Origin of the sequence: Rhodococcus qingshengii JCM 15477 (assembly GCF_023221595.1) — a bacterium.
In the GTDB taxonomy this organism is placed as follows: Bacteria; Actinomycetota; Actinomycetes; order Mycobacteriales; family Mycobacteriaceae; genus Rhodococcus_F; species Rhodococcus_F qingshengii.
In genome coordinates this window covers 5,360,312-5,383,345 of sequence record NZ_CP096563.1, presented here as the reverse complement: position 1 = coordinate 5,383,345, position 23,034 = coordinate 5,360,312, and the positions used below count along the sequence as shown (strand labels likewise).

The window sequence follows — 23,034 nt, the reverse complement described above, 5'->3', positions numbered from 1 at the left end:
AACGAATGCGAATCACGATGCCCCAGAACAGTTCTTATCTCATCCGATCCGTCGATTTCCGGTCGACTGGTGAATCCGGCGACGGCCGCACCCTCGAAGGTTATGCCGCTGTCTTCAACCAGGACACGGAAATCAACAGCGCCTTCGAGGGTCAATTCCTCGAGCGCATCGCACCCAATTCGTTCGCAAAGACGCTGCGGGAGCATCCGTCTCCGAAGATGCAGTTCGATCACGGTCGGGACTCTCGCGTCGGCTCCGTACCGATCGGCGCGTTCACCGAAATCCGTGAGGACGGCAAGGGACTGTTCGTCCGCGCACGACTTCACGACAACCCGGTGGTCGAACCTATCCGGCAGGCGATCGAGTCCGGCGCAATCTCGGGCATGAGTTTCAAGTTTCGCGTGGTGAAGGACGAGTGGCGCGACAGCGCGGGCAAAGTTCTCACACCGGACGAAGCTCAACGACTTTCGTATGCACCCGGCACCCGTGGGCCGTTGCAGCGCACCATTCGAGAGGTTCAGCTCGCAGAGGCAGGCCCCGTGGTGTTCCCCGCATATGCCGGAACTTCCGTCGGCGTGCGCAATACCGAAACCAATTCTCTTACAGCGGAGCTGGCGCAACGTCGCCTCGCGCTGCTACTCGACTTTTAAGGCAAATCATGAAAATCAAGGTGCAAGACCACAAGTTCGACCATCTCCGCAGTCTCAGCGCTGCCGAACAACTCGCGAAGAAGAATGAGCTGGCGGCACAGGGTCGGGACATCATCGAGCGCGCGGGCAACGTCCTCGACGACGACGCCGAACGCGACCTGGCCACCGTCGAAGAGCAGATCCAGTTTCTTCGCCACGTGGCCGAGACCGATGCCCGTCTGATGAATCTCGCGATGGACGAGCGCAACCTCGAGGCCGGGACTCCGTTCACCGCGAACGAGAAGCGCGGCAACACCATCCGGGACGACGCCATGCGCACTCTGGAGCGTTCGGTGACCTCCAAGGCCCTTCCCGCACACGCAGCCGAGAAGGTGCAGCGTCTACTCGCCAACCCGAGCGAATCCAACCTCACCGCGCGGTGGGCCATCGCTACCGGAAATGAAAGCTACCGAGGCGCTTTCGCGAAGCTCGTGGCCGACCCCGAACGCGGACACCTGGAGTGGACCCCCGACGAGGCTCAGGCTTTCCGTGAGGCCCGCTCCGTTCAGCGCGCGATCACCGAGGGCGGCACCGGCTCGTACTTGCTCCCGCTGGTTCTCGATCCGTCGATCCTCCTGACCACAGATGGCAGCCGGAACCCGTTGCGCCAGATCAGTCGAGTAGTCCAGACCACGGCGGCATCGTGGCACGGCGTCACTTCGGCCGGTGTGACTGCCGAGTGGACTCCCGAGATGCAGGAGGTTGCCGACGCGACACCGACACTCGCGAGCCCGATCATTCCCGTCTACAAGGGTGATGCGTACGTGCAGTATTCGTTCGAGGTCGGCCAGGACGCTGCCGGGGACTTTCTCGGTGAACTCCAGACCCTGCTCGTCGACGGCGCAGATCAGTTGATGAATGCGGCCTACGTCACCGGCACCGGCACCGGCCAGCCCAAGGGCCTGATCACGTCGCTCGTGGCTGCTGGCGGCAGTGTCATCCAGACCGGCACCGGCACAGAGGCTCTCGCCTCCGCAGATGCCTTCAAGCTCCAGAACGCGCTCGGACCGCGCTTCCAGGATCGCGCTCAGTTCGCCGGACATCTGGCTACCATCAACGCGTTCCGCCAGATGGAAACGACCAACGGCTCACTCAAGTTCCCCAGCCTCCAGGACACACCTCCGAGGTTGCTGGGTCGCCTGATGAACGAAATCAGCGGCATGGACGGCACGATCAATCCCGCAGCCGTGGAGAACAACTACTCGCTCGTCTACGGGGCGTTCGACAACTTCGTGATCGTCGATCGCATCGGCACGACCCTGGAATTGATTCCGAACATCGTGGGCACGAACCATCGACCGATCGGTGCACGCGGGGCGCTCCTGTGGTTCCGTACCGGCTCGGATGTAGTGAACCCCAACGCCTTCCGGGTGCTGAACGTCACCACGTCGTAAAGACTTCGTACTCGCCTGGCGCACATGACCTTCTGTGAGGTTGGCGATGTGGCGGCATCACGGCACACGAGTACGAATGACATCGAGGGCACCACCACTTTCTTACTGAGCTGTTCGTGAGTGGTTGGTGCCCTTCGGTGTATCACCAGAGAGAAGCAATCATGAGCGCGATTCATCACTCCGCGAAGTGGACGAAGCTGACCAAGCGTCTGAAATCCAAGTTGCCACCGATCTGTCACCTCTGCGGGGGCGCGATCGACCTCAGCGCACCATCGAGGTCTCGAGAGAGCTGGAGTCTCGATCACCTGGTCTCCGTCGAGAACGGGGGCGCACCCTACGATCCGGCCAATTGCGCACCGGCACACCTGTCCTGCAACGGGCGTAAGAGCGCGGGCGTCGTCGGACCGTTCACTCCACCCGTACCCACCGCGTACCTACAGCCCAAGGGTTGGTCCGGCTCCCGGAACTGGTGACGTTGGTGTGGTCAACTGCGCCCGGAGTGACCCTGCCCTGTGCATAGACCTGTGGATACCCAGCATTGCCAGCGTACTGGCCTCCAGATCGACGCACAGGCTCCAGCGTCCACACCCTTGTGTGATTGCCTACCCACATCGCAGACGTTGTGCACAGGTCGACCTACTTGTCGATGCCCCCTCAGCAGATGACACCCATCACCGACGAGGTTGCTGTCACGTACTCGACACGTGCACACCCAACCTGTTGGCAGTGCAGCACAACCTGGATCGATCCCACAGTGCAGTGTGCAGTGCAGTGTGTGACGCATACCTGTGTGCGCAGCCCGTGTGTGTGCGTACCCCACCCCGAGCGGGGAGGAGGGAGCGCCCCCTATCCACACCACACTCGTTCGATGTATTGACTCATTCACATGTGTGTGTACGTGAGTGTGTGTGCACGTGTGTATGTGCGAACGTGTGCAATGCATGAATGATGTTGTCTAACAATGCATTTAGGACTGTGTTGCCCCAATGCAGTGCAGTGCATTGGAATCGGCGCGACGGGATGGTGACCCTCTAATTCATTGCCGAAGTAGAGTTCCTTTTATCGGTCTCGCGCTATGGATGGTTGACATCAGCAGTCCCTTTAGTGGCGCCGATATTCCATGCGAAGCAAATGTGATACATATCTTTATCGGTGCATTGGCAGCGGCATTAGTTCGATTAATGGCCGGGCAACAATCTGCATTATCGGAGGCATTAGGGATGGTGGTGGGCAAGGCCCGGTAGGGGGGTGGGTACAAACCATAATTCAACGCGACACTCATGACCCGGCGTCGCGGATCACTTCCCTCTCTAAAAAGAATCTTTTGCGAGCCTGTGACCTGCGCTTTTGCGATACTGCTGAGGTACTTCCCGCGATCCGCCAACAGATTCCCGGATCAGCACTGCTATTAGACCCTTTTATGCCTAAGAAATAACCTTATGCCTAGGCTTTTTTCTGGCCTTTCCAGACGATTTTCACTGTCGCTGGATCGAATTTTCTTGCCCCGTTGATTGCCGGATGAATCGTGATATCGACCACGGCACGCACCAGTGAACGACGTTCTTCTATTGTCCACGACTTCCATAAATCATTGTTCGATTCACCAAGTCGAAATAGAAGAGGATGAATAGTGTCCGCTTGCGCCTTGGCTTTGGCCGCTTCGATTTGCGGTTCCAGTACGGCGGTGGCGCGTGCCAATTGTTCCGCGCTTATCGTTCCGGCGATAGCTTGATCGGTAAGTGCGTCAAGCCTTTGTTTCAGCGCACGCGCTTGTTCCCACAGTAACGACGAACCGGATACGTCCGCAGCATCGGCCTCGTCGTCGTCGGAGAAAAAGAACACCTGATCCCGCCATATGTCGATGAGCCGGAACATGTGCTCGATCACCCATGCGTCGACGGGTTCCGCGCTACGTCCCACATGGCCGACAGGGCAACGGTATTGGTCCTTCGCGCCCGTGTTGCGCATGTATCGGATACCCGCGCCGCATACCGAACAGGTCGCGATATTGGTTAACAGATGCTTCGCTTGGCGGCCGTGCCTACCCTTCCGGGTCGGATCTGCCATGACGGCGCACACCCGCTCATGCTGGTCTCGCGTGATGATCGGTTCCCAATTCCCCGGCCCGACAATCTCGCCGCGATACGTTCGCAGACCTGCCAGCGTGGGCCGCTTGAGCAAGTTCCTGACGGTTCGACCTTGCCATGGTTGGCCGTGCTTGGCGGGCACCACGACGCCGTTCACGGTCTTCTCTTTGACGTAGTAGTTGGTGGTCATGCCGCGTGAATTCCACAGTTCCGCAATCGAATACAGCGAACCGCCCGCCAGTAAAGTCTCGACAGCATCCCGGATCAGTTGCGCGGCAACAGGGTCGACGTGCCAATTGCGTTCGCCGGTCACCGGATCGAAGGTGCGGACGTAGCCGAACGGCAATGCCCCGTGCGCGTCTCCTTTGTTGGCCCTTGCTTTCACCGCTCGCACAACACGGTCCCTGGTCCTGGAGGACTCTTGTTCGGCGTCTACGGCCTCGTGTCCGGCCCGAGCGCGATCCGCTGTCTTGGAGAAGTCGTAGACCTGCCCACCCGCGCAGAAGATCACCCCGAGCTGCTCGCACATGTCGCGCAGGACGAGGTGATCTTCCATCTTGCGTCCAGCGCGGTCGCTGGCCCACACAACCAACACGTCACCGCGCCGGAGAATGTTCGGCAGGGAATCGAAACCCGGTCTCGACTTCGCTCGTGAGTACCTAGACGCTCCGATCGAATTGTCTTTGACCACCGGCTCGCGCACAGTCCATCCGTTGTCGGCGCACACTTCTCGGCACTCGGACTCTTGCTCCTCGACGGAGCGGCCCTGGCCTTTCTTGTCGTGCGAGACCCGGACGTAGATGACAGCATCCATGGCAGAACCTTCCGCTACCCCCACCTTCGAGGGTAGCGTTTAGCTATGCCCGTTGCGACTCCCCGACTCGGCGACGATCCGTGACAGCTCCGTGGTCATACGGTGATCTCGCGCCGAACCATCTTGCCGGTTGCATTGCGAGGCAACAGATCGCTGGTGATGCGCCACTTCGACGGCACCTTGAAGTAGGACAGTCGCTCGGCGGCGTAATCACGCAGCTCCGCCTCCGTTGTGGCGGCTCCGGGACGCAGGACAACCACGGCGGACACTTCCTGGCCGAGGTCGGGGTGCGGCATGCCGATGACAGCGCACTCGATCACGTCTGGGTGTTCGTCGAGCGTCTGCTCGATCTCGGTGGGGTAGACGTTCTCGCCGCCACGCAGGATCAGGTCGGAACGACGACCGGTGAGACGGAGACGCCCGTTCTCGATTACGCCGAAATCGCCGGTGCGGAGCCAGCGTCCGGGGGCAATTGCCGACTCGGTCGCCTCGTCGTTCTCCCAGTATCCGAGCATGACGAAGGGGCTGCGTACGCACACTTCACCTTCGATGCCGTCCGGCAGCCATTCGCCGAAGGGATCGCGAATCTCCATCGAGACGGTGATGATCGGACGCCCGAGAGTGCCTGGGAATTCTTCGAGTTCGGCGCCGACGGCGACCGCAATGGCGGTGCTGCATTCGGTGAGGCCGTAGCTGTCGACCAGAGCATTGCGTGCGAACGGCACCTGCTCCCTGAGGCGTTCTTTGAATGCGGGCGACGACGGCGCGGATGCCAGCGAGAATGCAGTCAGCGAAGAGACGTCGTACTTGGCGATGTTGCCGTGCTCGAGTAGCCGCGATGCCATCGTGGGGACAGCACCCCAGTTGGTGACACGCTCGCGTTCGACCAACCCGAGCACCTTGTCGACGTCGAAGCCGCCCTCGGTCAGGATGACGGCACTGCCCGTCGCGAGACGGGGAACCACCAGATTGTGAAGGCTGGCGATGTGGAAGAGCGGGGAGGTGAGTAGATAACGCAGTGGGCTCGGCTTGGAAGCGTCGTACTGACGGCCGGTGAATGCCGCGCCGATCGCGTCGCTGTACTTGTGGTAGTCGACGACGGCCATCACGTTACGGTGCGAATGGAGTGCGCCCTTGGGGCGGCCGCTGGTACCACTGGTGAACAGGATGACGGCGGGGTCGTCCTCGTCGATGTCGGTGCTCGGCACGTCGGAGCCTGCATATTCCGCGATGAGCGCGGGCAGATCCTCTTCCATGGTGAGGACCGTGATGTCTGCCGGCAGTTCGGGGAGGGCGGCGCCGCGCTTGGCGTCCACGACCAGAACCTTCGGACGTGAGAGCTCGATCCCGTGGGTGACCTCGCGCGGAACCCACCAACCGTTGAGACCGACTGCGATCGCGCCGAGCGCCTGCGTCGCGAAGAACGTCATGACCCATTCGGGAGTGTTGGCAGCGAGGATGCCCACACGGTCGCCCTTGCGGACTCCGTACTTGTCCCGCAAAGCAGTTGCCAGCGCGGCAACGGAATCGGCATGCTCGGTGAACGAGATTCGACGATCGCTGGTGACGAGATAGTCGCCGTCGCCCCAGGCCCGGGATGCCGAGATCAGTTCACCGATGGCGTGACCGCGGTTCTTCATCACAGGCATGACGGTGCCGAGAACCTCTTCTTCGACGATCTCGAATGGCCCACCTGGACCGGTGAGGCGTGAGACCGCCTGGTCCAGAAGCAACTGCGGATCTGCGGGGGCAGTCATGGAATGGCCTTTCGTATTGTGGCGCTTTTCACGTCACAAAATCTCACGAGAAAATCATATCTGTGGCGGCGGTTACCACTGAGCGAGACTGGGACGGTTCCGGCTCTGAGGCGTCGATACGTTCGAGTCGTATCGCAGTTGGAGTAATCGACATTCCGATATCGACTAGGACACAGGACACGATGACGAACACCGCCACCGAAGCATCTTCGAATGCAGCTCTTGCAGCTCCTCAGCGCGAGGACGTCGCGCAGATGTTGATCGACCGTCTCGGTGATCAGCACCTGGGTCTGCGGACGCGGACGCAGGACTGGAGCTGGGACGAGGTGGTGCGCGAGAGCGCAGCGCGCGGCTCGCTGGCGAAGTCGCTTCGCGCGCCCGGACCGTTTCACATCGGAGTACTTCTCGAGAACGATCCGGAGTTCCTGTTCTGGCTCGGCGGCGCGGCCCTGACCGGGGCCACGATCGTCGGCATCAATCCGACCAGGCGTGGAGCTGAACTCGAGGCTGAGGTCCGGTACGTCGACTGCCAGCTGATCGTCACCGACAAAGCAGGCTACGAGAAGCTTGCCGGCCTGGACCTCGGGCTGACCGAAGATCGTTTCGTCCTGGTCGACGACGCGTCGTACCCGGACAGGATTGCAGCACATCACGTCGAGTCGCCTCAGATCGACCTCGGTGTCGACGCGTCGACGCTGTTCTTGCTTCTCTTCACCTCGGGCACCACCGGAATGTCCAAGGCAGTGCGGTGCAGCCAGGGGCGTCTGACGCGGTTGGCCTACGCGAACTGCGCCAAGTACGACATCGACCGCGATGACGTCTGCTACTGCTGCATGCCGCTCTTCCACGGCAACGCGTTGATGGCTCTGTGGGCGCCGGCCCTTTCGCAGGGAGCTACGGTCTGCCTCGTTCGTAAGTTCACGGCCTCGGGATTCATGCCGGACGTTCGGTTCTACGGCGCAACATATTTCACCTACGTCGGTAAGGCCTTGGGGTATCTCATGGCGACGCCGGAACTGCCCGACGACATCGAGAACACCCTCACCCACGGCTTCGGGACCGAGGCGTCGCCGGGGGACAAGGCAGAGTTCATCCGTCGTTTCGGTGCACAACTTTTCGAGGGATACGGTTCGAGTGAAGGTGCCGGTTCAGTAGTGCTCGATCCGAACCAACCTGCCGGAGCGCTGGGCCGTCCCGCGAGCGAGAACATCGTCATCGTCGATCCCGATACGCGCGAAGAGCGACCCCGCGCAATTCTCGACGAGCACGGTCACGTGCTGAACCCCGACGAATCCATCGGCGAGATGGTCGACAAGGCCGGATCGAAGAAGTTCGAGGGGTACTACAAGAACGAAGACGCGATCGCCGAGAAGATTCGCCACGGTTGGTACTGGACAGGCGATCTCGGCTACGTCGACGAGGCCGGCTTCATCTACTTCGCGGGACGCAAGGGCGACTGGATCCGGGTCGACGGTGAGAACACCTCGGCCCTGATGATCGAGCACATCCTGCGTCGGCACCCCAAGGTGATCGCCACGGGTGTCTTCGCGGTGCCGGATCCGCGTTCGGGTGATCAGGTCATGGCTGCGATCGAGGTCGCCGATCTCGCCGATTTCGATCCGGTCGAGTTCGCCGACTACCTTGCCGCGCAGGCGGATCTGGGTACCAAGGCAGCGCCACGATTTGTTCGCGTTTCGACCGACCTGCCCGTCACGGGCTCCAACAAGGTACTCAAACGTGAACTTCAAGCCGATCGCTGGCGGACCGACGAACCAGTGTTCCACTGGGTGGGCCGAGGCACTCCCGAATACACGTTGATGACCGAAGCTGACGTGGTGAACCTGGAGCAGGAGTTCGAGACGCACGGCCGCACGCGGTTCCTGTGAGTGGAGTTGCGCTGGTGACCGGCGCTTCCCGGGGGATCGGCCGAGAGTGCGCGCTGGCATTCGCGCGCGCCGGATTCGACGTTGCAATCACTGCTCGCACCGTTCGTGAAGGAGAGGGACGGGCAGCCCCGCGAACGAGGCAAGGCGAGCAAGTGATTCCGGTGCCCGGCAGCCTGGAGACGACGGTTGCCGAGATCGAGTCCTTCGGTGTGCGCGCATTGGCCGTTCCGATGAACCTGCTCGATCTGGCCTCCGTCCGCGGCGCCGGTGAACGGGTGCTGGCCGAGTGGGGACGTGTCGACGTGCTGGTGAACAACGCCTATGCGCAGACTGTCGGAAACATGGACCGGGTGCTCGACATCGAGATCGACGACGCTCAGGCGATGGCGATCGGGAATTATCTGCACCAACTCGCTCTGGTCCAGGTGATACTCCCGTCGATGATCAAGAGCGGCAACGGCGTAGTGGTCAATCTGGCATCGGGCTCGGCGACCATGGATCCGCCTGCGCCTCCCGGCGAGGGTGGTTGGGGTCTGTCGTACGCCGCGTCGAAGGCGTCGTTCGGACGTATTGCCGGAGCGATCAACTCCGAGTACCGAGACGCCGGAATCAAAGCGTTCAACCTGAGTCCGGGATTTGTCATCACGGAATCAGGGAAAGCCCGTGGTGGCGCGGACGCAATCGTGGACGCCGGATTTGCGGCCACACCGGCATCCGTACCCGCTGCAGCGGCGGTGTGGCTTGCAACAGATCCCGATGCGGACCGGTACCTCGGTCGCGTCGTGGATGGTCCGAAATTGATGGCGACACTGGAGGAAACGGTATGAAGCTCGGCGTGGTCGTTCCGGTCGAACTGGGTCGAAGCGGAGACCCTGATTGGATTCTGCAATTCGCCCGTGCGGCCGAGTCGCTGGGTTTCGACGAGATCTCGGCAGTGGAGCACTCGGTGGTCATCGCCGACACCGAGAGCGAGTACCCCTATTCTCCGACCGGAAAATCGCATCTTCCCGATGACTGCGACATCCCGGATCCGCTCGAACTGCTTTCGTTCGTGGCGGGTGCCACAACCACTTTGGGCTTGTCCACTGGAGTTCTGGTGCTGCCCAATCACAATCCGGTAGTGCTCGCCAAACGATTGGCGACGCTCGATCGCCTTTCCGGTGGGCGATTGCGCATCTGCCTCGGCCTGGGATGGATGAAGGAAGAGATCGAGGCGTGCGGCGGTGACTTCGAGCGCCGCGGCAAGGTAGCCGATGAGGCCATCGCGGTGATGCGTTCACTCTGGGCGGGCAAGGAAGCAGTCGATTTCGACGGCGATTACTTCTCGTTCAAGGGTGCGTACAGCTGGCCGAAGCCGCACCGCGAATCCGGAGTTCCGCTCTACATCGGTGGACACAGTCTCGCTGCTGCTCGGCGAGCAGGCCGGTTGGGTGACGGTTTCCAGCCGCTGGGACTGGCCGGTGAAGATCTCGACAAGGCTGTAGCGGCGATGAAAGCGGCTGCGGTGAAGGCAGATCGAGATCCTGCCGACGTATCGCTGGTACTCGGTGCGACACTGCCCAGGCTCGACGAAGCGAAACTCGACTGGGCACGCGGGTTGGGAGCCGATCGAATCGTGTTGTCCGCGAGTCGTCGTGGCACGTCGCTGGAACTGATCATCGACGAAATGGCCGAATGCTCGAAGCGGCTGGGGCTGAGTAACTAGGAGTGCGGGCGTGACCGGCAGCCATCGGAGCGGCTGCCGGTCATTGCTGTCGGAACGTCGATCAGTTATTGCTTGGTCAGCAATTTGCTCCGGAGCTTTGCGATCGTGTCGGCGTCAAGTTTCAGCACGTCCTGCGAAAACTTCTCCCACCCACCGAACTGGTCGCGAATCTTGTCGAGTACTGGCTGAATCTGGCTGGGACGCTGCTCCATCAACGGTTTCAACAGATCGACATCGATTCCTTTCGAAGACAGAAAGGTGTAGGTCTGTTCGTTCTTGGCTTTGTTGTAGGTGTTCGACAGGACGAAGTCGTCGACGATGGTCTTGTCAGGAACACCCAGAATGCCGAGAAGTAGAGCTGTCATCAGTCCAGTGCGGTCTTTGCCTGCCGTGCAGTGGTAAGCGACTGCGGACTCGGAATCGGCGATGGTCCGTAGGGCTTGGGAATACCCAGTCATTCCGTCAGGCTTGGACAGTTGGTCGACGGCGCCGGTGTCGCTGATCCGGACGGCTTCACCGCCCCCGAGCACCTGCTCCACGATTGCAGGGTCACCAGATTTCAGGGCACTCGTAATCGCTGTGGCAAGAGCCTGAGTGCCGGCATCCAGGACTGCCGTGTTGACCACTTTCACGTTCGCGGGAACCTTGTCTGCTCCGTCCTTTGCGATCTCGCTGTCACCTCGGAAATCGACAACGGTCCGGATGCCTGCGTTCTCGATCGTTTGTTGATCGTCAGCAGTCAGATCGCTCAAGCGGTCGCCACGAAAAACCAGGCCCCACTTGACTGATCGGCCGTCGGCTGTCTCGTATCCGCCGACATCACGCACGTTGGCTGCGCCCTGCAGCGTCACGTGGCGGGTTGACGCGATGGTGGAAGTGCCGTCCTCGTCTATGACCTCGAAGTACCAGCGTGACAGTGGGTCGAGGCCGTCGACCTCAGTGGAGAAGCCGTCGACCGTGCCAATTTCCTTTCCTTCTGCGGCTGGGTTTTTCGGGTCGGTGGCGGCGAATACACGCACCTTTTCCGAGCCGCCGTGTTCCCAGACCAGTGAGTAGTGTCCGGCGGACGCTGATGTCACGTCGAGGTCGGTCGGCGTTTTCGCCGACTCGGCCTTGCTGCATGCGCCGAGTACGAGCATGAGTCCTGCCGCCGACAGCGCAAGAACTCGAGTTTTGCAAGTAGCCATGGGTCCTCCGAATCCAATTGGAAATCGGAGGCTACGCACCAGTGATCACTGTGTCGTGACCGTGTTGTGCAGAGCGGGAAAACTGCAGGCTGGAGTGCTTGTCGCCGATGATGATCAGGGATGGGCAGCCCGTTCAGGAGCATCGCGCCGACAAAGATGGCACTGCTTGCGCGGGCGCTGCAGGACGGGTTGATCGCAATCGACGAACTCTGATCGAAGCGCGAGCGATCGGGTGCGTCGATCCGGGAGTCAGTCGAGGGCGGTGGCGTCGGTTGTCGGCGTCTTGGTGCCGGGAGTCGCTTCGATGTCGAGAACGACCTGGCTGTCGGTGGCTTCTTCGGGGAAGACGTACCGACGCATGGCCCACCAGCGGAAGGCCGTCGCCAGCAGGGTCCCGATGATCGATCCGCTGATGAAGTCCGCGAAGTTTTCCATCAACACCGACACCTCGGGTTGACGCAGATGGAACACGTACCGGGAGGTCCAGAGTGGTACCTGGTTGATGGCCAAACCGATACCCGCGACGATGAAGAACAGAGCGGCCTCGTGATGGCGCTGTCGACCACCGCGCTGCGCAAACGACCATTCGCGGTTGAGGACGTAGGACAGAACCGTCGCGATCAGGACCGCAAGGATGTTGGCCGTCACCGGGTGCTGAGGCAGAACCGTCCACTTGATGCCGAAGAACAGCACCGTGGTGACGATGAAGGCGATGCCGCCGACCACCAGGAACTTGAGCATTTCTGCGTGCGGCAGGACGCGCACGAGAACCCGCTCAGGAAGCCTATTGACCATCTTTTCGACAAACGCCATTGTTCGAGGCTAACCCTGAATACGACCGAGGGCACAAATCGTCGATGCCCGTGTCGGCAAGATCATCAGAATCCGTACCCGAGAATTGCGGGCTTCTGCGCGTTGAAAGCGAAGTCGAAATTCAGGATCTCCTGCGGATCGGACGCGTGGAGTCGGTGCGCCGCCGCGAAGGTCTTGGCCTGGTGCTCGCCCAGGTACAAGCTGCTCAGGACATCAGAGGGCATCGTGATCGCAGGCACCGCGTCAGTGGCCGTACAGGTGGCCTTGCCGTCCTTGACCTGAAGTGCGAAGGTTCCGCCGGCCTTCAGGAACGGATCTTCGACCTTGATGACTGTGTCCAGGTCAGCAGCATATTCACGAGCCTCGAGAGCCGCGGGAACGTCCATGATGCGCAGCCACAGTCGATCGGAGCGCGTCGTCGTTCGGGCAAGGCGGTAGTCCGTGAGCATCAGCCGGAGTGGATCGGCAGGATGCTGGCGTGTCTCGATCCGGGTGACGAGGTCGAGGCCGCAGATCGTGCGCCACAGCGCCGCGTGCGCATCTTCGGTGATCGTCACGAACTCGTCGATCCGGGCGATGCTGTCGCGGCCCTCGCTCGTGTGCCGGTAAGCGATGTATCCGTCCGCGTGTGTCAGAAAGAACAGTCCGGAGGCGCCGTCACGATCCTCGGACGGGTCGGCGAACATATGGTCCCAGAGCGGTTGCGGACGGACCTGCGCGCCGGGAGTCTGCAGTCGCCAGCGGTCGTAGATCTCGGGAAGAAGCGTCGAGGCAGCTTTGATGTCGACGATGGACACGCCACCATTGTCGGGCACCTCGGGGCGGAATCGTGCGAAGCGGCGATCGAGGGTGATGCCTTCGCTGAAGGTGGCCGGGCCGTATCCGAAGCGGTTGTAGATGCCGGCCTCGCTGGCCGTCAGGGCGGCAAGCGGTGCTCCGGTCGACTCGATGTGGGCATGAAGCGCAGTGAACATCGAGCGTAGGACGCCACGACGACGGTGAGTCGGGGCGACGGATACCCAGGTGATTCCGCGCGTGGGGAGTTGGCGTCCGCCGGGCACGGTGAATTCCATGTCGATTTCGATGGCCACGCCGACGGGTAGGTCACCGTCGACGGCGAGGATGATGTCCTCGGGCTTGTAGAGCGCCTTCGTCAGTTCGCTGACCGCGGGAGACGGGTGAAAACCGAACCCCACCGAGTCGAGTAGTTGGAGAGCCGGCCAGTCACTCTCGGTAGCGGTGCGGATGGTGATCTTGTTTTCGGGGCTCACGTGTATCGACTCTGGCATAGATTGCGTGAAGACGCACATGAATATCGGGGCTGACGTTTCCGCACCGGCTCCCAGGGGTACCGCCCGACGGACCAGTCCTGCGGCACGGAGAAAACCGATACGGAGAAACACTGTGGCGATCACCGACATCAAGGAATATGCCCATCTCACCGAGGAAGACGTCGAAGCGCTCGGGCGCGAGTTGGACGCCATTCGGCTCGACATCGAGGAGAAGCGCGGCGCGCACGACGCTCGATACATCCAGCGGACGATCGCGTTTCAACGCTCTCTGATGGTGGCCGGCCGCATCGTCTTGTTCGCCAGCAAGAAGAAGCCTGCCTGGATTCTGGGGACTGCGCTCCTGGGGGTCGGCAAGATCATCGAGAACATGGAACTCGGCCACAACATCATCCACGGCCAGTGGGACTGGATGAACGATCCCGAGATTCACTCGAGCAACTGGGAGTGGGACAACACCTGCCCGTCCTCGGGATGGAAGCACTCGCACAACTTCACCCATCACAAGTTCACCAACATCGTCGGACTGGACAACGACGTGGGCTACGGAATCATGCGCGTCACGCGCGATCAAAAGTGGCACGCCGACTATCTCTTTCAACCGATCACGAATTTTGTGCTCGCGACCCTCTTCGAGTGGGGAGTGGCACTGCATCACCTCGAAACGGACAAACTCCGCAAGGGTGAGGTGAAGTGGTCCGAGAAATCGGAGATGGCCAAGGACGTCGGTAAGAAGATCGCGCGTCAGGTGGCGAAGGATTACATCCTGTTCCCCGCCCTGACCGGCCCCGCGTGGAAGACCACGTTGACGGCGAACGTCGTTGCGAACCTCATCCGAAACTACTGGAGTTACGCCGTCATCTTCTGCGGGCACTTTCCCGACGGTGCCGAGAAGTTCACGCTCGAGGAATTCGAGAACGAATCGCGCGCTCAGTGGTACCTACGACAGATGCTGGGCTCTGCCAACTTTCATGCCGGTCCCGTCATGGCCTTCATGAGCGGCAACCTCTGCTACCAGATCGAGCATCACTGCTTCCCGGATCTGCCGAGCAATCGGTACTCGGAAATCGCGGTGCCGTTGCGCGACCTGTGTGACAAGTACGACCTCCCGTACACGACCGGGCCGCTGTGGAAGCAGTACGGATTGACTCTGCGCACCATCTGGAAGTTGTCGCTGCCCAACAGGTTTCTCTCGGCTTCCCAGGACGACGCTCCGGAGACGCACTCGGAGTTGAAGTTCCGCATCCGAGGCGGAATCAAGGAAGTGTTCGGCGTCGATCCGCAGACGGGTAAGCGGCGCGGACTGCGAACAGCGATCGCGATGGTCTCGAGCTGATCAGTTACCGCTTGTGCGCCATTGAACGAACCACGAGATCGCCGGTCGACTGGATTGCCTGCACCAGCACGATCAAGATCACGACTGCGACGAACAGCACCGGTGTGTTGAATCGTTGGTAGCCGTACTTGATTGCGAAGTCGCCGAGTCCACCGGCGCCGATGGCACCTGCCATGGCCGAGAAGCCGATCAGCATCACCGCCGTCAGGGTTGCTCCTGCTACCAATCCCGGAACGGATTCGGGCAGTAGCACCTTGGTGATGATGTCTTTGTCGGTGGCGCCCATGGACCGCGCTGCCTCGACGCGTCCGGAATCGACTTCACGCAAGGCGTTCTCGACGACGCGCGCAAAGAAGGGCACCGAACCGATGGTCAGCGGGACGATCGCTGCCGTGGCGCCGAGTGCTGTTCCGACGATCGCCCTCGTTGCCGGGATGAGGAGCACCAACAAGATGACGAACGGCAGCGAACGGCCGATGTTCACCACGGTGCCCAGAACCGAATTGAGGACGCGGTTGGGACGGATTCCGTCGGGCGCGCTCGCGTGCAACAGAACACCGAGAGCGATTCCGATGATCACGGTGAGCACGAACGAGACACCGACCATGTAGAGCGTGTCGAGTAGGGCTTCCCATGCTTCGCCCAGGGAATCCTGCCAGGACGTCTTGTTCATGAGAACGTCACCTTCACTCCGCGCTGCGAAAGATGTTCTTCGACAGACTTTCTTGTCTCTTCGTTGCTGACGAGTCCCGTGTGTGAGGCGAACTCCACGCGAAGGCGACCGACCTGATGGGATCCGATGTCCTCGATACCGCCGGAGATCACGGTGACGTCGACGTCGAGATCTCGTGAGAGTTGGGAAATCACGGGTGAGGTGGACAGTGAATCGACAAAGGTGAGGAGCGCCGGAATTCCGGTCGTGGACGTTCGTACCGTTCCGGTCGGCAGTAGCGCCTCTCCGAGGGGTGAGTCCGGGTCTGCGACCAGTTCGGTGAGCGTTCCCTCGTCGACGATGCGGCCCTGATCGATCAGCGCAGCGCGATGGCAGATCCGTCGAACCACGTTGAGCTCGTGGGTGATCAGAACAATGGTCACACCGAGTCGTCGATTGAGATCGGCGAGCAGGTCGAGGATCGAATCGGTTGTGTCCGAGTCGAGGGCGCTCGTGGCCTCGTCGCACAGGAGGACGTCGGGTGAAGCCGCCAAGGCTCTCGCGATGCCGACGCGTTGTTTCTGGCCGCCGGACAGTTGCGAGGGGAAGGCGTCACGTCGGTCTTCCAAGCCCACCAACTCGATCAGCTCGTCGACGCGGGCACGTCGATCTGCCCGAGAGTATCCCGCCACTTCGAGAGGGAAGGCGATGTTGGCGGCGACCGAACGGGAATGCAGCAGGTTGAAATGCTGGAACACGACACCGATCCGCTTGCGTGTGTCGCGCAGTTGCGCTGGACTCAGCGCGGTCAGATCGGTGTCGCCCAACAGAATCCGGCCACTGGTCGGGCGTTCGAGCAGGTTGAGGCAGCGCAGCAAAGTCGACTTGCCGGCGCCGCTCTTGCCGATGATGCCGAAGATTTCGCCGTCTTCGATTTTCAGGGATACGGAATCGAGTGCATGCAGAACCTTTGTGCCGCTGCGGTATTCCTTGGAGACCGATTCGATCGAGAAGACCATGACGGGTCTCGATCAGGTAGCGCTGGCCGGAATGACCGAGCCCTGATAGGTCTGCTCGATGAACGTCGCGACGTCGGCGGACGTCAATGCCTCGGCCAACTTCTGTACTCGCGCATCGTTTTCGAGCGAGGTGCGTACGGTCAGGACATTGGCGTACGGGTTGCCCTCGGCCTTCTCGAGCACCAGGGCGTCCTTGGCCGGGTTGAGGCCACCTTCGATTGCGTAGTTGCCGTTGATGATTGCGAGATCGACATTTCCGTCGTCGAGCGTGCGCGGCAGCTGCGGGGGATCGACCTGGGTGAACGTGAGTCCCTTGGGGTTGTCGATGATGTTCTTCTCGCTGATCTGCGTGATGTCGGTGCCGGGGGCGCCCAACTGCTGATCGAGCTTGATCAAACCGGCCTGCTGCAGCAGGTACAGCCCACGGGCGAAGTTCGTCACGTTGTTGGATAAAGCGACCGTTGCGCCCTGGCGCAGGTCGGCCACGTTGGTGACCTTCTTGGAATATGCACCGAGGGGCTCGACGTGGACCTTCGCCACGGCGACCAGGTCGTCGACACCCTTTTCCTTCGACCACGATTCCTGGTACGGCACGTGCTGGAAGAAGTTGGCATCGGTGTCTCCGGCTTCGAGCACCTCGTTGGCGTCGAGATCGCCGGTGATCTCGCTGACCTCGATCTTGGTGTCACCGAGCAGGCCCTTTTCTTCGACGAACTTCAGGATCTCGGCGTGCGGAACCGAAGAAGCGACGATGCGAAGAGGTGCGTTCTCGTCGGAGGAGTTGTCGCTCGAGCACGCGGCTACGGTTCCGACTGCGACGGCGGCCACTGCGAAGGCAGCGAGGAATCTTCTGGTGCGCGAGCGTGACATGTGAATCTCCAAGACATAGCCGAACGCACGCCGAGATGGCGTGACAGTTGCTGAACGCTAGCCCGGTAAACCTCCCGTGAGGAGATACAGAATCACCGCGATTTTTTCATGTACCTATTGTCCGAGCAGGATGACCGGAACGTCCTCGGCGAAATCGACGACCAATTCACGACGCGAGAACAGCCAGGTGCCGTCGACCTTTTGGAAGCTGTCCTGGTAACGGATCTCGATCCGGTTGTCCCGGTGGCCCTCGCCCCGCGGATAGATGTGGTGAGCGGAGCAGTAAGCCTCACCGTGTGCGGTGGTGGGGCCGTCGAGGTCGAGGATCTGCTGCTCGACGATGTGCCGGGTCGAGTGCAGATGTGAGACGGCATCGACCACCGAACTGCTGACGACGGAGTTCCCACGTATCTCCGTCGGCGCACCCGTTCCGTTCAGTGCCGGCGGCAAGACGAATGCCACGTCGTCAGTGAAGAGAGCCGCAAGTGCAGTGGTGTTTCGGCGGTCGACGGCCTGTGCGTACCTGGCGGCCAAGTCGGTGAGAGCGACGCGATCCGAGGAGTCCATGCGCATATCTCACCCTATGTGACGCCGCTCATGTTTCGGCTTCCCGCTCATCGAGACACTCACAGCGCCCACCTGGGCATCTGGTTAGCGTCCAGGCCAAGAGTTGCCAGCCATGAATGCCATAGGAGAAACAGCGATGGATCTGAGGGAATCGCCCGAGCAGCAGGAGCTCCGCAAGGAGTTGCGCGCGTACTTCGCGGCGCTGCTGCCGGAAGAGAAGCGTCGCGCGGCCGGCGAGCAAGGTGTGGGTGGCGAGTACTTCCGCGAGATCGTGAAGTTGCTGGGCAAGGACGGTTGGCTCGGTATCGGCTGGCCCAAGGAATTCGGTGGACAGGGACGCTCCATCGAAGAGCAGTTCGTGTTCTTCGACGAGGTTCAGCGCGCAGGTCTGCCGTTTCCCTTCGTGACGGTCAATACCGTCGGACCGACGTTGATGAAGTACGGCACCGAAGAACAGAAGGAACGTTTCCTGCCCGGCATCCTGGCCGGCGACATCGTCTTCGCAATCGGGTACACCGAGCCCGAGGCCGGCACCGACCTTGCGTCACTCAAGACTCGTGCGGTTCTCGACGGTGACGAGTGGATCGTCGACGGCAACAAGATCTTCACCAGTGGCGCCAACACTGCCGACTACGTGTGGCTGGCCTGCCGCACCGACGCGGATGCCCCCAAGCACAAGGGAATCTCGATCCTGATCGTCCCCACCGAGGATGCAGGCTTCGAGTGGTCACCGATCAACACCGTCGGCGGTTTGATGGTGACGTCCACGTACTACTCCGGCATTCGAGTTCCGTCGAAGGACGTTGTGGGCGAGGTCAACGGCGGCTGGCAGCTCATCACGGCTCAGCTCAACCACGAGCGAATCGGCCTGGCGGCCATCGGTGGTCGCACGTACGGTCTGTGGAACCTGGTCCTGGACTGGGCCAAGGAAAACGGCGCCATCGACATCCCGTGGGTGCAACAGGACTTCGCTCGCACACACGCCAAGCTCGAGGCCATGCGACTGCTGAATTGGAAGATGACGGCAGCCGTCGCACAGGACACGCTCTCCGGAGCCGACGCCGGTGCCACCAAGACGTACGGGACCGAGACTCACGTCGACGTCTACCGCACCCTGCTCGGAATTCTCGGCTCCGCCGGTCGCATCCGCCCCGAGTCTCCGGGCGCTCTGCTTGCCGGTCAGATCGAGCAGATCTCGCGTCAGGGTGTCGTGAACACCTTCGGCGGCGGCGTCAACGAAGTTCTGCGGGACATGGTCGGCACCATCGGCTTGGGACTCGTTCGCGAAAAGAGGGTCAAGTGAGCGACATTTCGGCGCAACTCGACGCTTTTGTAGGCCAGACGCTTGTTCCCACCACCTGGGGGCCAGACGAGGTCAACATCCCCATGATCCGGCATTGGGCCGAGACCATGGGCGATACCAACCCCGTCTACCTCGACGACGACGCTGCCCGCGCCACCGGTCGTGACGGCGTCGTCGCTCCCGCTCAGATGCTTCAGGTCTGGATCATGCGGACCTTTACCGACAAGATGGCGGGCAACGACCCGTCGCAGGTGTGGACCGATCTGATCGCCACCCTCGACGCAGCCGGCTACAGCTCTGTCGTGGCCACCGATTCCGATCAGGAGTTCTTCGCCGAACTGCGCCCAGGCGATCGCGTTAACTACACCGAGGTCATCGAGTCGATTTCGCCGGAGAAGAAGACCGGCCTCGGTGTCGGACACTTCGTCACGACGCTCAAGACCTACCGCAACGGTGACGATCAGGTTGTCGGCACCCAGCGGTGGCGGACGCTGCGGTTCAAACCTCAGGAATCTGCTGCGCCCGAAGCTCCTCGTGCACTGCGTCCGCGTCCGGCTCTCAACGCGGACAACGCTTTCTGGTTCGAAGCGGCCAAGGAGCACCGTCTGGTGATCCAGCGCTGCACGTCCTGCAAGACGTTGCGTCATCCCACCGGCCCGATGTGCGGCGAGTGCCAGTCGCTCGAGTGGGACACGATCAACGCGTCGGGGCGTGGCACGGTGTACAGCTTCGTGGTCAATCATCACCCCAAGATCGACGCGTTCGACTACCCGCTCATCGTTGCGGTAATCGAACTCGAAGAGGGAACCCGATTGATCGCCAACATGGTGGGTATCGCGCCCGAAGATGTCGTGGTCGACATGCCCGTGGAACTTGACTGGATCGACGCCGACCCGGATCTGACGCTTCCCGCGTTCCGGCCGGCCGTACGCGAGGAGCACTGATGGACTTCAATTTCAGCGAAGAGCAGGAAGCAATTCGCGCACTGGCCGACGAGGTCTTCACCAGCAAGGCAACGATCGAGCGCACCAAGGAGATCGAACTCTCCGCCGAGCGCGTCGACCGTGAACTGTGGCGTGAGCTCGCGAGCACCGGGTTGCTCGGTATCGCCCTGCCGGAGGAGTTCGGTGGCGGTGGCCTCGGCTTGTCCGAGCTGTACGCACTGCTCGAACAGCAGGGACGTCACGTTGCGGCCGTGCCGATCTGGGAAACGACCCTTGCAGCATTGGCTGTCAACAAATTCGGCTCTGATTCCCTTCGCGCCGAACTCCTTCCGGGAGTTGCCGACGGCAGTCGATTCCTGACCGTCGGTCTCGAAGAGTTCGGTCCGTACACGGGCGGCGACCCACTGACCACGGCTGAGCAGGACGCCGACGGCAACTGGACCGTGACGGGTGAGAAGGCAGTAGTGCCGATGACTCACGTCGCGAACCTTGCTCTCGTTTCGGCAACCGCTTCCACTGGTACGGCACTGCTGCTGGTCGACCTGAGTGCCGAGGGAGTGACGCTCGAACAGACGCAGTCCACCAGTTGGGAGATCTGTGCCAACGTCACCTTTGCCTGTGCCCCCGCGCAGCTGATCGGTGCGGCTGACGGCACCACGGTTCCGTGGCTGATCGACCGCGTTCAGCTGGCATTGGCCGCAATCCAATGGGGCGTCGGCTCGGGTGCAGTCGCGCAGGCCGTCACGTACCTGAACGGCCGCAAGCAGTTCGGCCGTCCGCTGGCGACCTTCCAGGCCGTCAATCATCAACTCGCTGACTGCTACATCGATCTCGAAGCGATGCGCGTGACACTGTGGCAGGCCGCCTGGCGCATCTCCGAGGGACTGGATCTCGGCACCTCGGTACTGGTCGCCAAGTGGTGGGCTACCGACGGCGGACAGCGCGTCGTGCATCGCACCACGCATGTTCACGGCGGCATGGGCGTCGACACCGACTACCCGGTTCACCGTCACCTGTTGTGGGGCAAGCAGATTGCTGCCACCCTCGGTGGTTCCAGCTCCGATCTGGCGCGTCTGGGTGCGCAGCTCGCATCCGGTGTGGAGGTGCTCGCATGACCGTACTTGCCGGTCGCAGTTACGCAGACGTCGTTGTCGGAGAGGCATTGCCCGAGTTGGCGATCCCGCTGACCCGCACGTTGATCGTCGCCACGGCAATCGCCACTCGCGATTTTCAGGACGTGCACCACGATCCGAGCCTGGCCCAGGAGCGTGGCTCGAAGGATGTCTTCATGAACATCCTCACGAGCAACGGTCTTGTCGGTCGATACGTCACGGACTGGGCCGGATCTGCATCGACCCTGCGCCGCATCGCCATTCGTCTCGGGGCGCCCAACTACCCGGGTGACACCATGACGATGACCGGTGAGGTCGTGTCCAAGGAAGACGGAGTGGTCGTGGTCAAGGTGCAGGGTGCAAACAGCCTCGGCAACCATGCATCCGGCACCGTCGCAGTCGCTTTCAAGGAAGAGGAGAGGCCCTGATGGCGATCAGCCCACTCTCGGGAGCCGCCGCCATCGTCGGCATCGGATCCACCGAGTTCTCCAAGAACTCCGGCCGCACCGAACTGCAGTTGGCGTGTGAGGCCATCGTCGCGGCACTCGCTGACGCCGGTATCGATCCGTCCGAGGTCGACGGTCTGTCCACCTACACGTCGGAGACGAACGGCGAAGCGATCGTGGCTCGCAACTGTGGTCTCGGCGAGCTGAAGTTCTTCTCGCGCATTCACTACGGCGGCGGCGCTGCGTGTGCCACCGTGCAGCAGGCAGCCATGGCAGTTGCGACGGGTGTTGCCGACGTCGTGGTTTGTTACCGCGCCTTCAACGAGCGCTCCGGTGTGCGCTACGGCCTGGGCCAACACGATCGACCGATGGACAGCACGGCTGACCGCGCCGCGTATGCGTGGATGACTCCTCAGGGATTGTCGACTCCCGCTCAGTGGGTCGCCATGTTCGCCCGCCGCTACATGCACCAGTACGGTGCGACGAGTGAGGACTTCGGACGAGTTGCAGTGGTGGCGCGCAAGCATGCCGCCAACAACCCGGCTGCTTGGTTCTACGAGCGTCCGATCACGCTCGAGGACCATCAGAACTCGCGCTGGATCGCCGAGCCGCTGCACCTGCTCGACTGCTGCCAGGAAACCGACGGCGGCCAGGCATTGGTCATCGTCTCTGCCGAGCGCGCAAAGGATCTGGCCAACAAGCCCGTCGTCATCAAGGGCGCCGCTCAGGGCAGTAGCAAGGATCAGCACATGATGACCAGCTACTACCGGCCCGACATCTCCGGTATCCCGGAGATGGGCCTGGTTGCTCGTCAGCTGTACGGCCAGAGCGGCCTGACACCGGACGACATCAACGCCGCGATCCTGTACGACCACTTCACTCCGTTGGTGCTTCCCCAGCTCGAAGAACTGGGCTTCTGCAAGCCAGGCGAAGCAAAGGACTTCATCCGCGAAGGCAACCTCGAGATCGGTGGACGCCTGCCGTCCAACACTCACGGTGGTCAGGTCGGCGAGGCGTACCTGCACGGTGTCAACGGAATTGCCGAAGGTGTGCGACTGGTGCGAGGCACGTCGACCAACCAGCCCGAGGGCGTCGAAAACGTATTGGTCACAGCCGGAACAGCAGTACCCACCAGCGGTCTCGTTCTCGGCGCTGTTTGAGAGA

The 23,034-nt window shown here is 61.6% G+C and carries 21 protein-coding genes; 12 read left to right on the top strand and 9 right to left on the bottom strand.

What is annotated here, in order from left to right:
* The first annotated feature begins 17 nt into the window (after nucleotides 1–17).
* From M0639_RS24670 to M0639_RS24660, 3 genes are all read left to right on the top strand, one after another.
* Entirely contained in the window at nucleotides 18–650 is a 633-nt protein-coding gene (locus tag M0639_RS24670) for an HK97 family phage prohead protease (RefSeq protein ID WP_156525026.1), read from the top strand.
* Nucleotides 651–658: 8 nt separating this feature from the next.
* Nucleotides 659–2,083 carry a phage major capsid protein gene (locus tag M0639_RS24665; RefSeq protein WP_064074295.1) on the top strand — a complete coding sequence of 475 codons (1,425 nt, stop codon included), beginning with the start codon at nucleotides 659–661 and terminating at the stop codon, nucleotides 2,081–2,083.
* Nucleotides 2,084–2,244: 161 nt separating this feature from the next.
* Nucleotides 2,245–2,556: an HNH endonuclease gene (locus M0639_RS24660; RefSeq protein ID WP_050656581.1), complete on the top strand. Its 312-nt coding sequence runs from the start codon at nucleotides 2,245–2,247 to the stop codon at nucleotides 2,554–2,556.
* Between the two features lie 970 nt (nucleotides 2,557–3,526).
* Here M0639_RS24660 and M0639_RS24655 read toward each other — a convergent pair.
* Together M0639_RS24655 and casG are read right to left on the bottom strand one after the other, a co-directional pair.
* Nucleotides 3,527–4,984, bottom strand: coding sequence for a recombinase family protein (locus M0639_RS24655; protein ID WP_064074296.1), 1,458 nt, complete (start codon nucleotides 4,982–4,984; stop codon nucleotides 3,527–3,529).
* A 95-nt stretch (nucleotides 4,985–5,079) separates the two neighbouring features.
* Complete coding sequence (casG, locus tag M0639_RS24650) at nucleotides 5,080–6,741, bottom strand: steroid-24-oyl-CoA synthetase (RefSeq protein ID WP_064074297.1); 1,662 nt, start codon at nucleotides 6,739–6,741, stop codon at nucleotides 5,080–5,082.
* Nucleotides 6,742–6,995: 254 nt separating this feature from the next.
* On the opposite strand from casG, the gene casI reads away from it, so the two are divergent.
* From casI to M0639_RS24635, 3 genes are read left to right on the top strand one after another with little or no spacing between them, the layout of a single operon-like run.
* Nucleotides 6,996–8,627: a steroid-22-oyl-CoA synthetase gene (gene casI, locus M0639_RS24645; protein ID WP_371714675.1), complete on the top strand. Its 1,632-nt coding sequence runs from the start codon at nucleotides 6,996–6,998 to the stop codon at nucleotides 8,625–8,627.
* Nucleotides 8,624–9,454, top strand: coding sequence for an SDR family NAD(P)-dependent oxidoreductase (locus tag M0639_RS24640; RefSeq protein WP_054187455.1), 831 nt, complete (start codon nucleotides 8,624–8,626; stop codon nucleotides 9,452–9,454). The genes casI and M0639_RS24640 overlap by 4 nt, the downstream gene beginning before the upstream one ends.
* Nucleotides 9,451–10,332: an LLM class F420-dependent oxidoreductase gene (locus M0639_RS24635; protein WP_058037669.1), complete on the top strand. Its 882-nt coding sequence runs from the start codon at nucleotides 9,451–9,453 to the stop codon at nucleotides 10,330–10,332. The genes M0639_RS24640 and M0639_RS24635 overlap by 4 nt, the downstream gene beginning before the upstream one ends.
* Nucleotides 10,333–10,397: 65 nt before the next feature.
* Here M0639_RS24635 and M0639_RS24630 read toward each other — a convergent pair whose 3' ends face one another.
* The 3 genes from M0639_RS24630 to M0639_RS24620 form a co-directional block, all read right to left on the bottom strand.
* Nucleotides 10,398–11,519 (bottom strand): tyrosine-protein phosphatase, encoded by a 1,122-nt coding sequence (locus M0639_RS24630; RefSeq protein WP_082845730.1) that lies wholly within the window; start codon nucleotides 11,517–11,519, stop codon nucleotides 10,398–10,400.
* 249 nt (nucleotides 11,520–11,768) lie between these two features.
* A complete protein-coding gene (locus tag M0639_RS24625; RefSeq protein WP_003939753.1) occupies nucleotides 11,769–12,332 on the bottom strand; it encodes a GtrA family protein in 564 nt (187 codons plus the stop codon).
* Nucleotides 12,333–12,397: 65 nt separating this feature from the next.
* Complete coding sequence (locus M0639_RS24620; RefSeq protein WP_042924862.1) at nucleotides 12,398–13,603, bottom strand: enhanced intracellular survival protein Eis; 1,206 nt, start codon at nucleotides 13,601–13,603, stop codon at nucleotides 12,398–12,400.
* A gap of 133 nt (nucleotides 13,604–13,736) precedes the next feature.
* Between M0639_RS24620 and M0639_RS24615 the strand changes: the two genes are divergently transcribed.
* Complete coding sequence (locus tag M0639_RS24615) at nucleotides 13,737–14,957, top strand: fatty acid desaturase family protein (protein WP_007732653.1); 1,221 nt, start codon at nucleotides 13,737–13,739, stop codon at nucleotides 14,955–14,957.
* A gap of 4 nt (nucleotides 14,958–14,961) precedes the next feature.
* On the opposite strand, the gene M0639_RS24610 is transcribed toward M0639_RS24615, so the two are convergent.
* From M0639_RS24610 to M0639_RS24595, 4 genes are all read right to left on the bottom strand, one after another.
* Nucleotides 14,962–15,630 (bottom strand): methionine ABC transporter permease, encoded by a 669-nt coding sequence (locus tag M0639_RS24610; protein ID WP_007732650.1) that lies wholly within the window; start codon nucleotides 15,628–15,630, stop codon nucleotides 14,962–14,964.
* Entirely contained in the window at nucleotides 15,627–16,628 is a 1,002-nt protein-coding gene (locus tag M0639_RS24605; protein WP_047270724.1) for a methionine ABC transporter ATP-binding protein, read from the bottom strand. Before M0639_RS24605 ends, M0639_RS24610 begins: the two co-directional genes overlap by 4 nt.
* A gap of 12 nt (nucleotides 16,629–16,640) precedes the next feature.
* Nucleotides 16,641–17,498 carry a MetQ/NlpA family ABC transporter substrate-binding protein gene (locus M0639_RS24600; RefSeq protein ID WP_003940478.1) on the bottom strand — a complete coding sequence of 286 codons (858 nt, stop codon included), beginning with the start codon at nucleotides 17,496–17,498 and terminating at the stop codon, nucleotides 16,641–16,643.
* A 114-nt stretch (nucleotides 17,499–17,612) separates the two neighbouring features.
* The gene (locus tag M0639_RS24595) at nucleotides 17,613–18,071 is read right to left on the bottom strand and encodes a nuclear transport factor 2 family protein (RefSeq protein WP_037128648.1); all 459 of its coding nucleotides are present in this window, start codon (nucleotides 18,069–18,071) and stop codon (nucleotides 17,613–17,615) included.
* 130 nt (nucleotides 18,072–18,201) lie between these two features.
* Here M0639_RS24595 and M0639_RS24590 point away from each other — a divergent pair, with 130 nt between their 5' ends.
* Genes M0639_RS24590 through M0639_RS24570 form a run of 5 tightly spaced genes read left to right on the top strand, consistent with a single transcriptional unit; the run spans nucleotide 18,202 to nucleotide 23,030 of the window.
* The gene (locus M0639_RS24590) at nucleotides 18,202–19,368 is read left to right on the top strand and encodes an acyl-CoA dehydrogenase family protein (RefSeq protein ID WP_003940442.1); all 1,167 of its coding nucleotides are present in this window, start codon (nucleotides 18,202–18,204) and stop codon (nucleotides 19,366–19,368) included.
* Complete coding sequence (locus M0639_RS24585) at nucleotides 19,365–20,312, top strand: bifunctional MaoC family dehydratase N-terminal/OB-fold nucleic acid binding domain-containing protein (protein WP_064074299.1); 948 nt, start codon at nucleotides 19,365–19,367, stop codon at nucleotides 20,310–20,312. Before M0639_RS24590 ends, M0639_RS24585 begins: the two co-directional genes overlap by 4 nt.
* Nucleotides 20,312–21,427, top strand: coding sequence for an acyl-CoA dehydrogenase family protein (locus M0639_RS24580; protein WP_064074300.1), 1,116 nt, complete (start codon nucleotides 20,312–20,314; stop codon nucleotides 21,425–21,427). The genes M0639_RS24585 and M0639_RS24580 overlap by 1 nt, the downstream gene beginning before the upstream one ends.
* Nucleotides 21,424–21,852 (top strand): MaoC family dehydratase, encoded by a 429-nt coding sequence (locus tag M0639_RS24575; protein ID WP_003940399.1) that lies wholly within the window; start codon nucleotides 21,424–21,426, stop codon nucleotides 21,850–21,852. Before M0639_RS24580 ends, M0639_RS24575 begins: the two co-directional genes overlap by 4 nt.
* Nucleotides 21,852–23,030 (top strand): lipid-transfer protein, encoded by a 1,179-nt coding sequence (locus M0639_RS24570; RefSeq protein WP_003940050.1) that lies wholly within the window; start codon nucleotides 21,852–21,854, stop codon nucleotides 23,028–23,030. The genes M0639_RS24575 and M0639_RS24570 overlap by 1 nt, the downstream gene beginning before the upstream one ends.
* The last annotated feature ends 4 nt before the right edge of the window (nucleotides 23,031–23,034 follow it).

What these genes read in the sequence shown, in the direction of transcription:
- M0639_RS24670 (WP_156525026.1), top strand. Translation starts at nt 18, where the DNA reads ATGCCCCAGAACAGTTCTTATCTCATCCGATCCGTCGATTTCCGGTCG.
- M0639_RS24665 (WP_064074295.1), top strand. Translation starts at nt 659, where the DNA reads ATGAAAATCAAGGTGCAAGACCACAAGTTCGACCATCTCCGCAGTCTC.
- M0639_RS24660 (WP_050656581.1), top strand. Translation starts at nt 2,245, where the DNA reads ATGAGCGCGATTCATCACTCCGCGAAGTGGACGAAGCTGACCAAGCGT.
- M0639_RS24655 (WP_064074296.1), bottom strand. Translation starts at nt 4,984, where the DNA reads ATGGATGCTGTCATCTACGTCCGGGTCTCGCACGACAAGAAAGGCCAG.
- casG (WP_064074297.1), bottom strand. Translation starts at nt 6,741, where the DNA reads ATGACTGCCCCCGCAGATCCGCAGTTGCTTCTGGACCAGGCGGTCTCA.
- casI (WP_371714675.1), top strand. Translation starts at nt 6,996, where the DNA reads ATGTTGATCGACCGTCTCGGTGATCAGCACCTGGGTCTGCGGACGCGG.
- M0639_RS24635 (WP_058037669.1), top strand. Translation starts at nt 9,451, where the DNA reads ATGAAGCTCGGCGTGGTCGTTCCGGTCGAACTGGGTCGAAGCGGAGAC.
- M0639_RS24630 (WP_082845730.1), bottom strand. Translation starts at nt 11,519, where the DNA reads ATGGCTACTTGCAAAACTCGAGTTCTTGCGCTGTCGGCGGCAGGACTC.
- M0639_RS24625 (WP_003939753.1), bottom strand. Translation starts at nt 12,332, where the DNA reads ATGGCGTTTGTCGAAAAGATGGTCAATAGGCTTCCTGAGCGGGTTCTC.
- M0639_RS24610 (WP_007732650.1), bottom strand. Translation starts at nt 15,630, where the DNA reads ATGAACAAGACGTCCTGGCAGGATTCCCTGGGCGAAGCATGGGAAGCC.
- M0639_RS24605 (WP_047270724.1), bottom strand. Translation starts at nt 16,628, where the DNA reads ATGGTCTTCTCGATCGAATCGGTCTCCAAGGAATACCGCAGCGGCACA.
- M0639_RS24600 (WP_003940478.1), bottom strand. Translation starts at nt 17,498, where the DNA reads ATGTCACGCTCGCGCACCAGAAGATTCCTCGCTGCCTTCGCAGTGGCC.
- M0639_RS24595 (WP_037128648.1), bottom strand. Translation starts at nt 18,071, where the DNA reads ATGCGCATGGACTCCTCGGATCGCGTCGCTCTCACCGACTTGGCCGCC.
- M0639_RS24590 (WP_003940442.1), top strand. Translation starts at nt 18,202, where the DNA reads ATGGATCTGAGGGAATCGCCCGAGCAGCAGGAGCTCCGCAAGGAGTTG.
- M0639_RS24580 (WP_064074300.1), top strand. Translation starts at nt 20,312, where the DNA reads ATGGACTTCAATTTCAGCGAAGAGCAGGAAGCAATTCGCGCACTGGCC.
- M0639_RS24575 (WP_003940399.1), top strand. Translation starts at nt 21,424, where the DNA reads ATGACCGTACTTGCCGGTCGCAGTTACGCAGACGTCGTTGTCGGAGAG.
- M0639_RS24570 (WP_003940050.1), top strand. Translation starts at nt 21,852, where the DNA reads ATGGCGATCAGCCCACTCTCGGGAGCCGCCGCCATCGTCGGCATCGGA.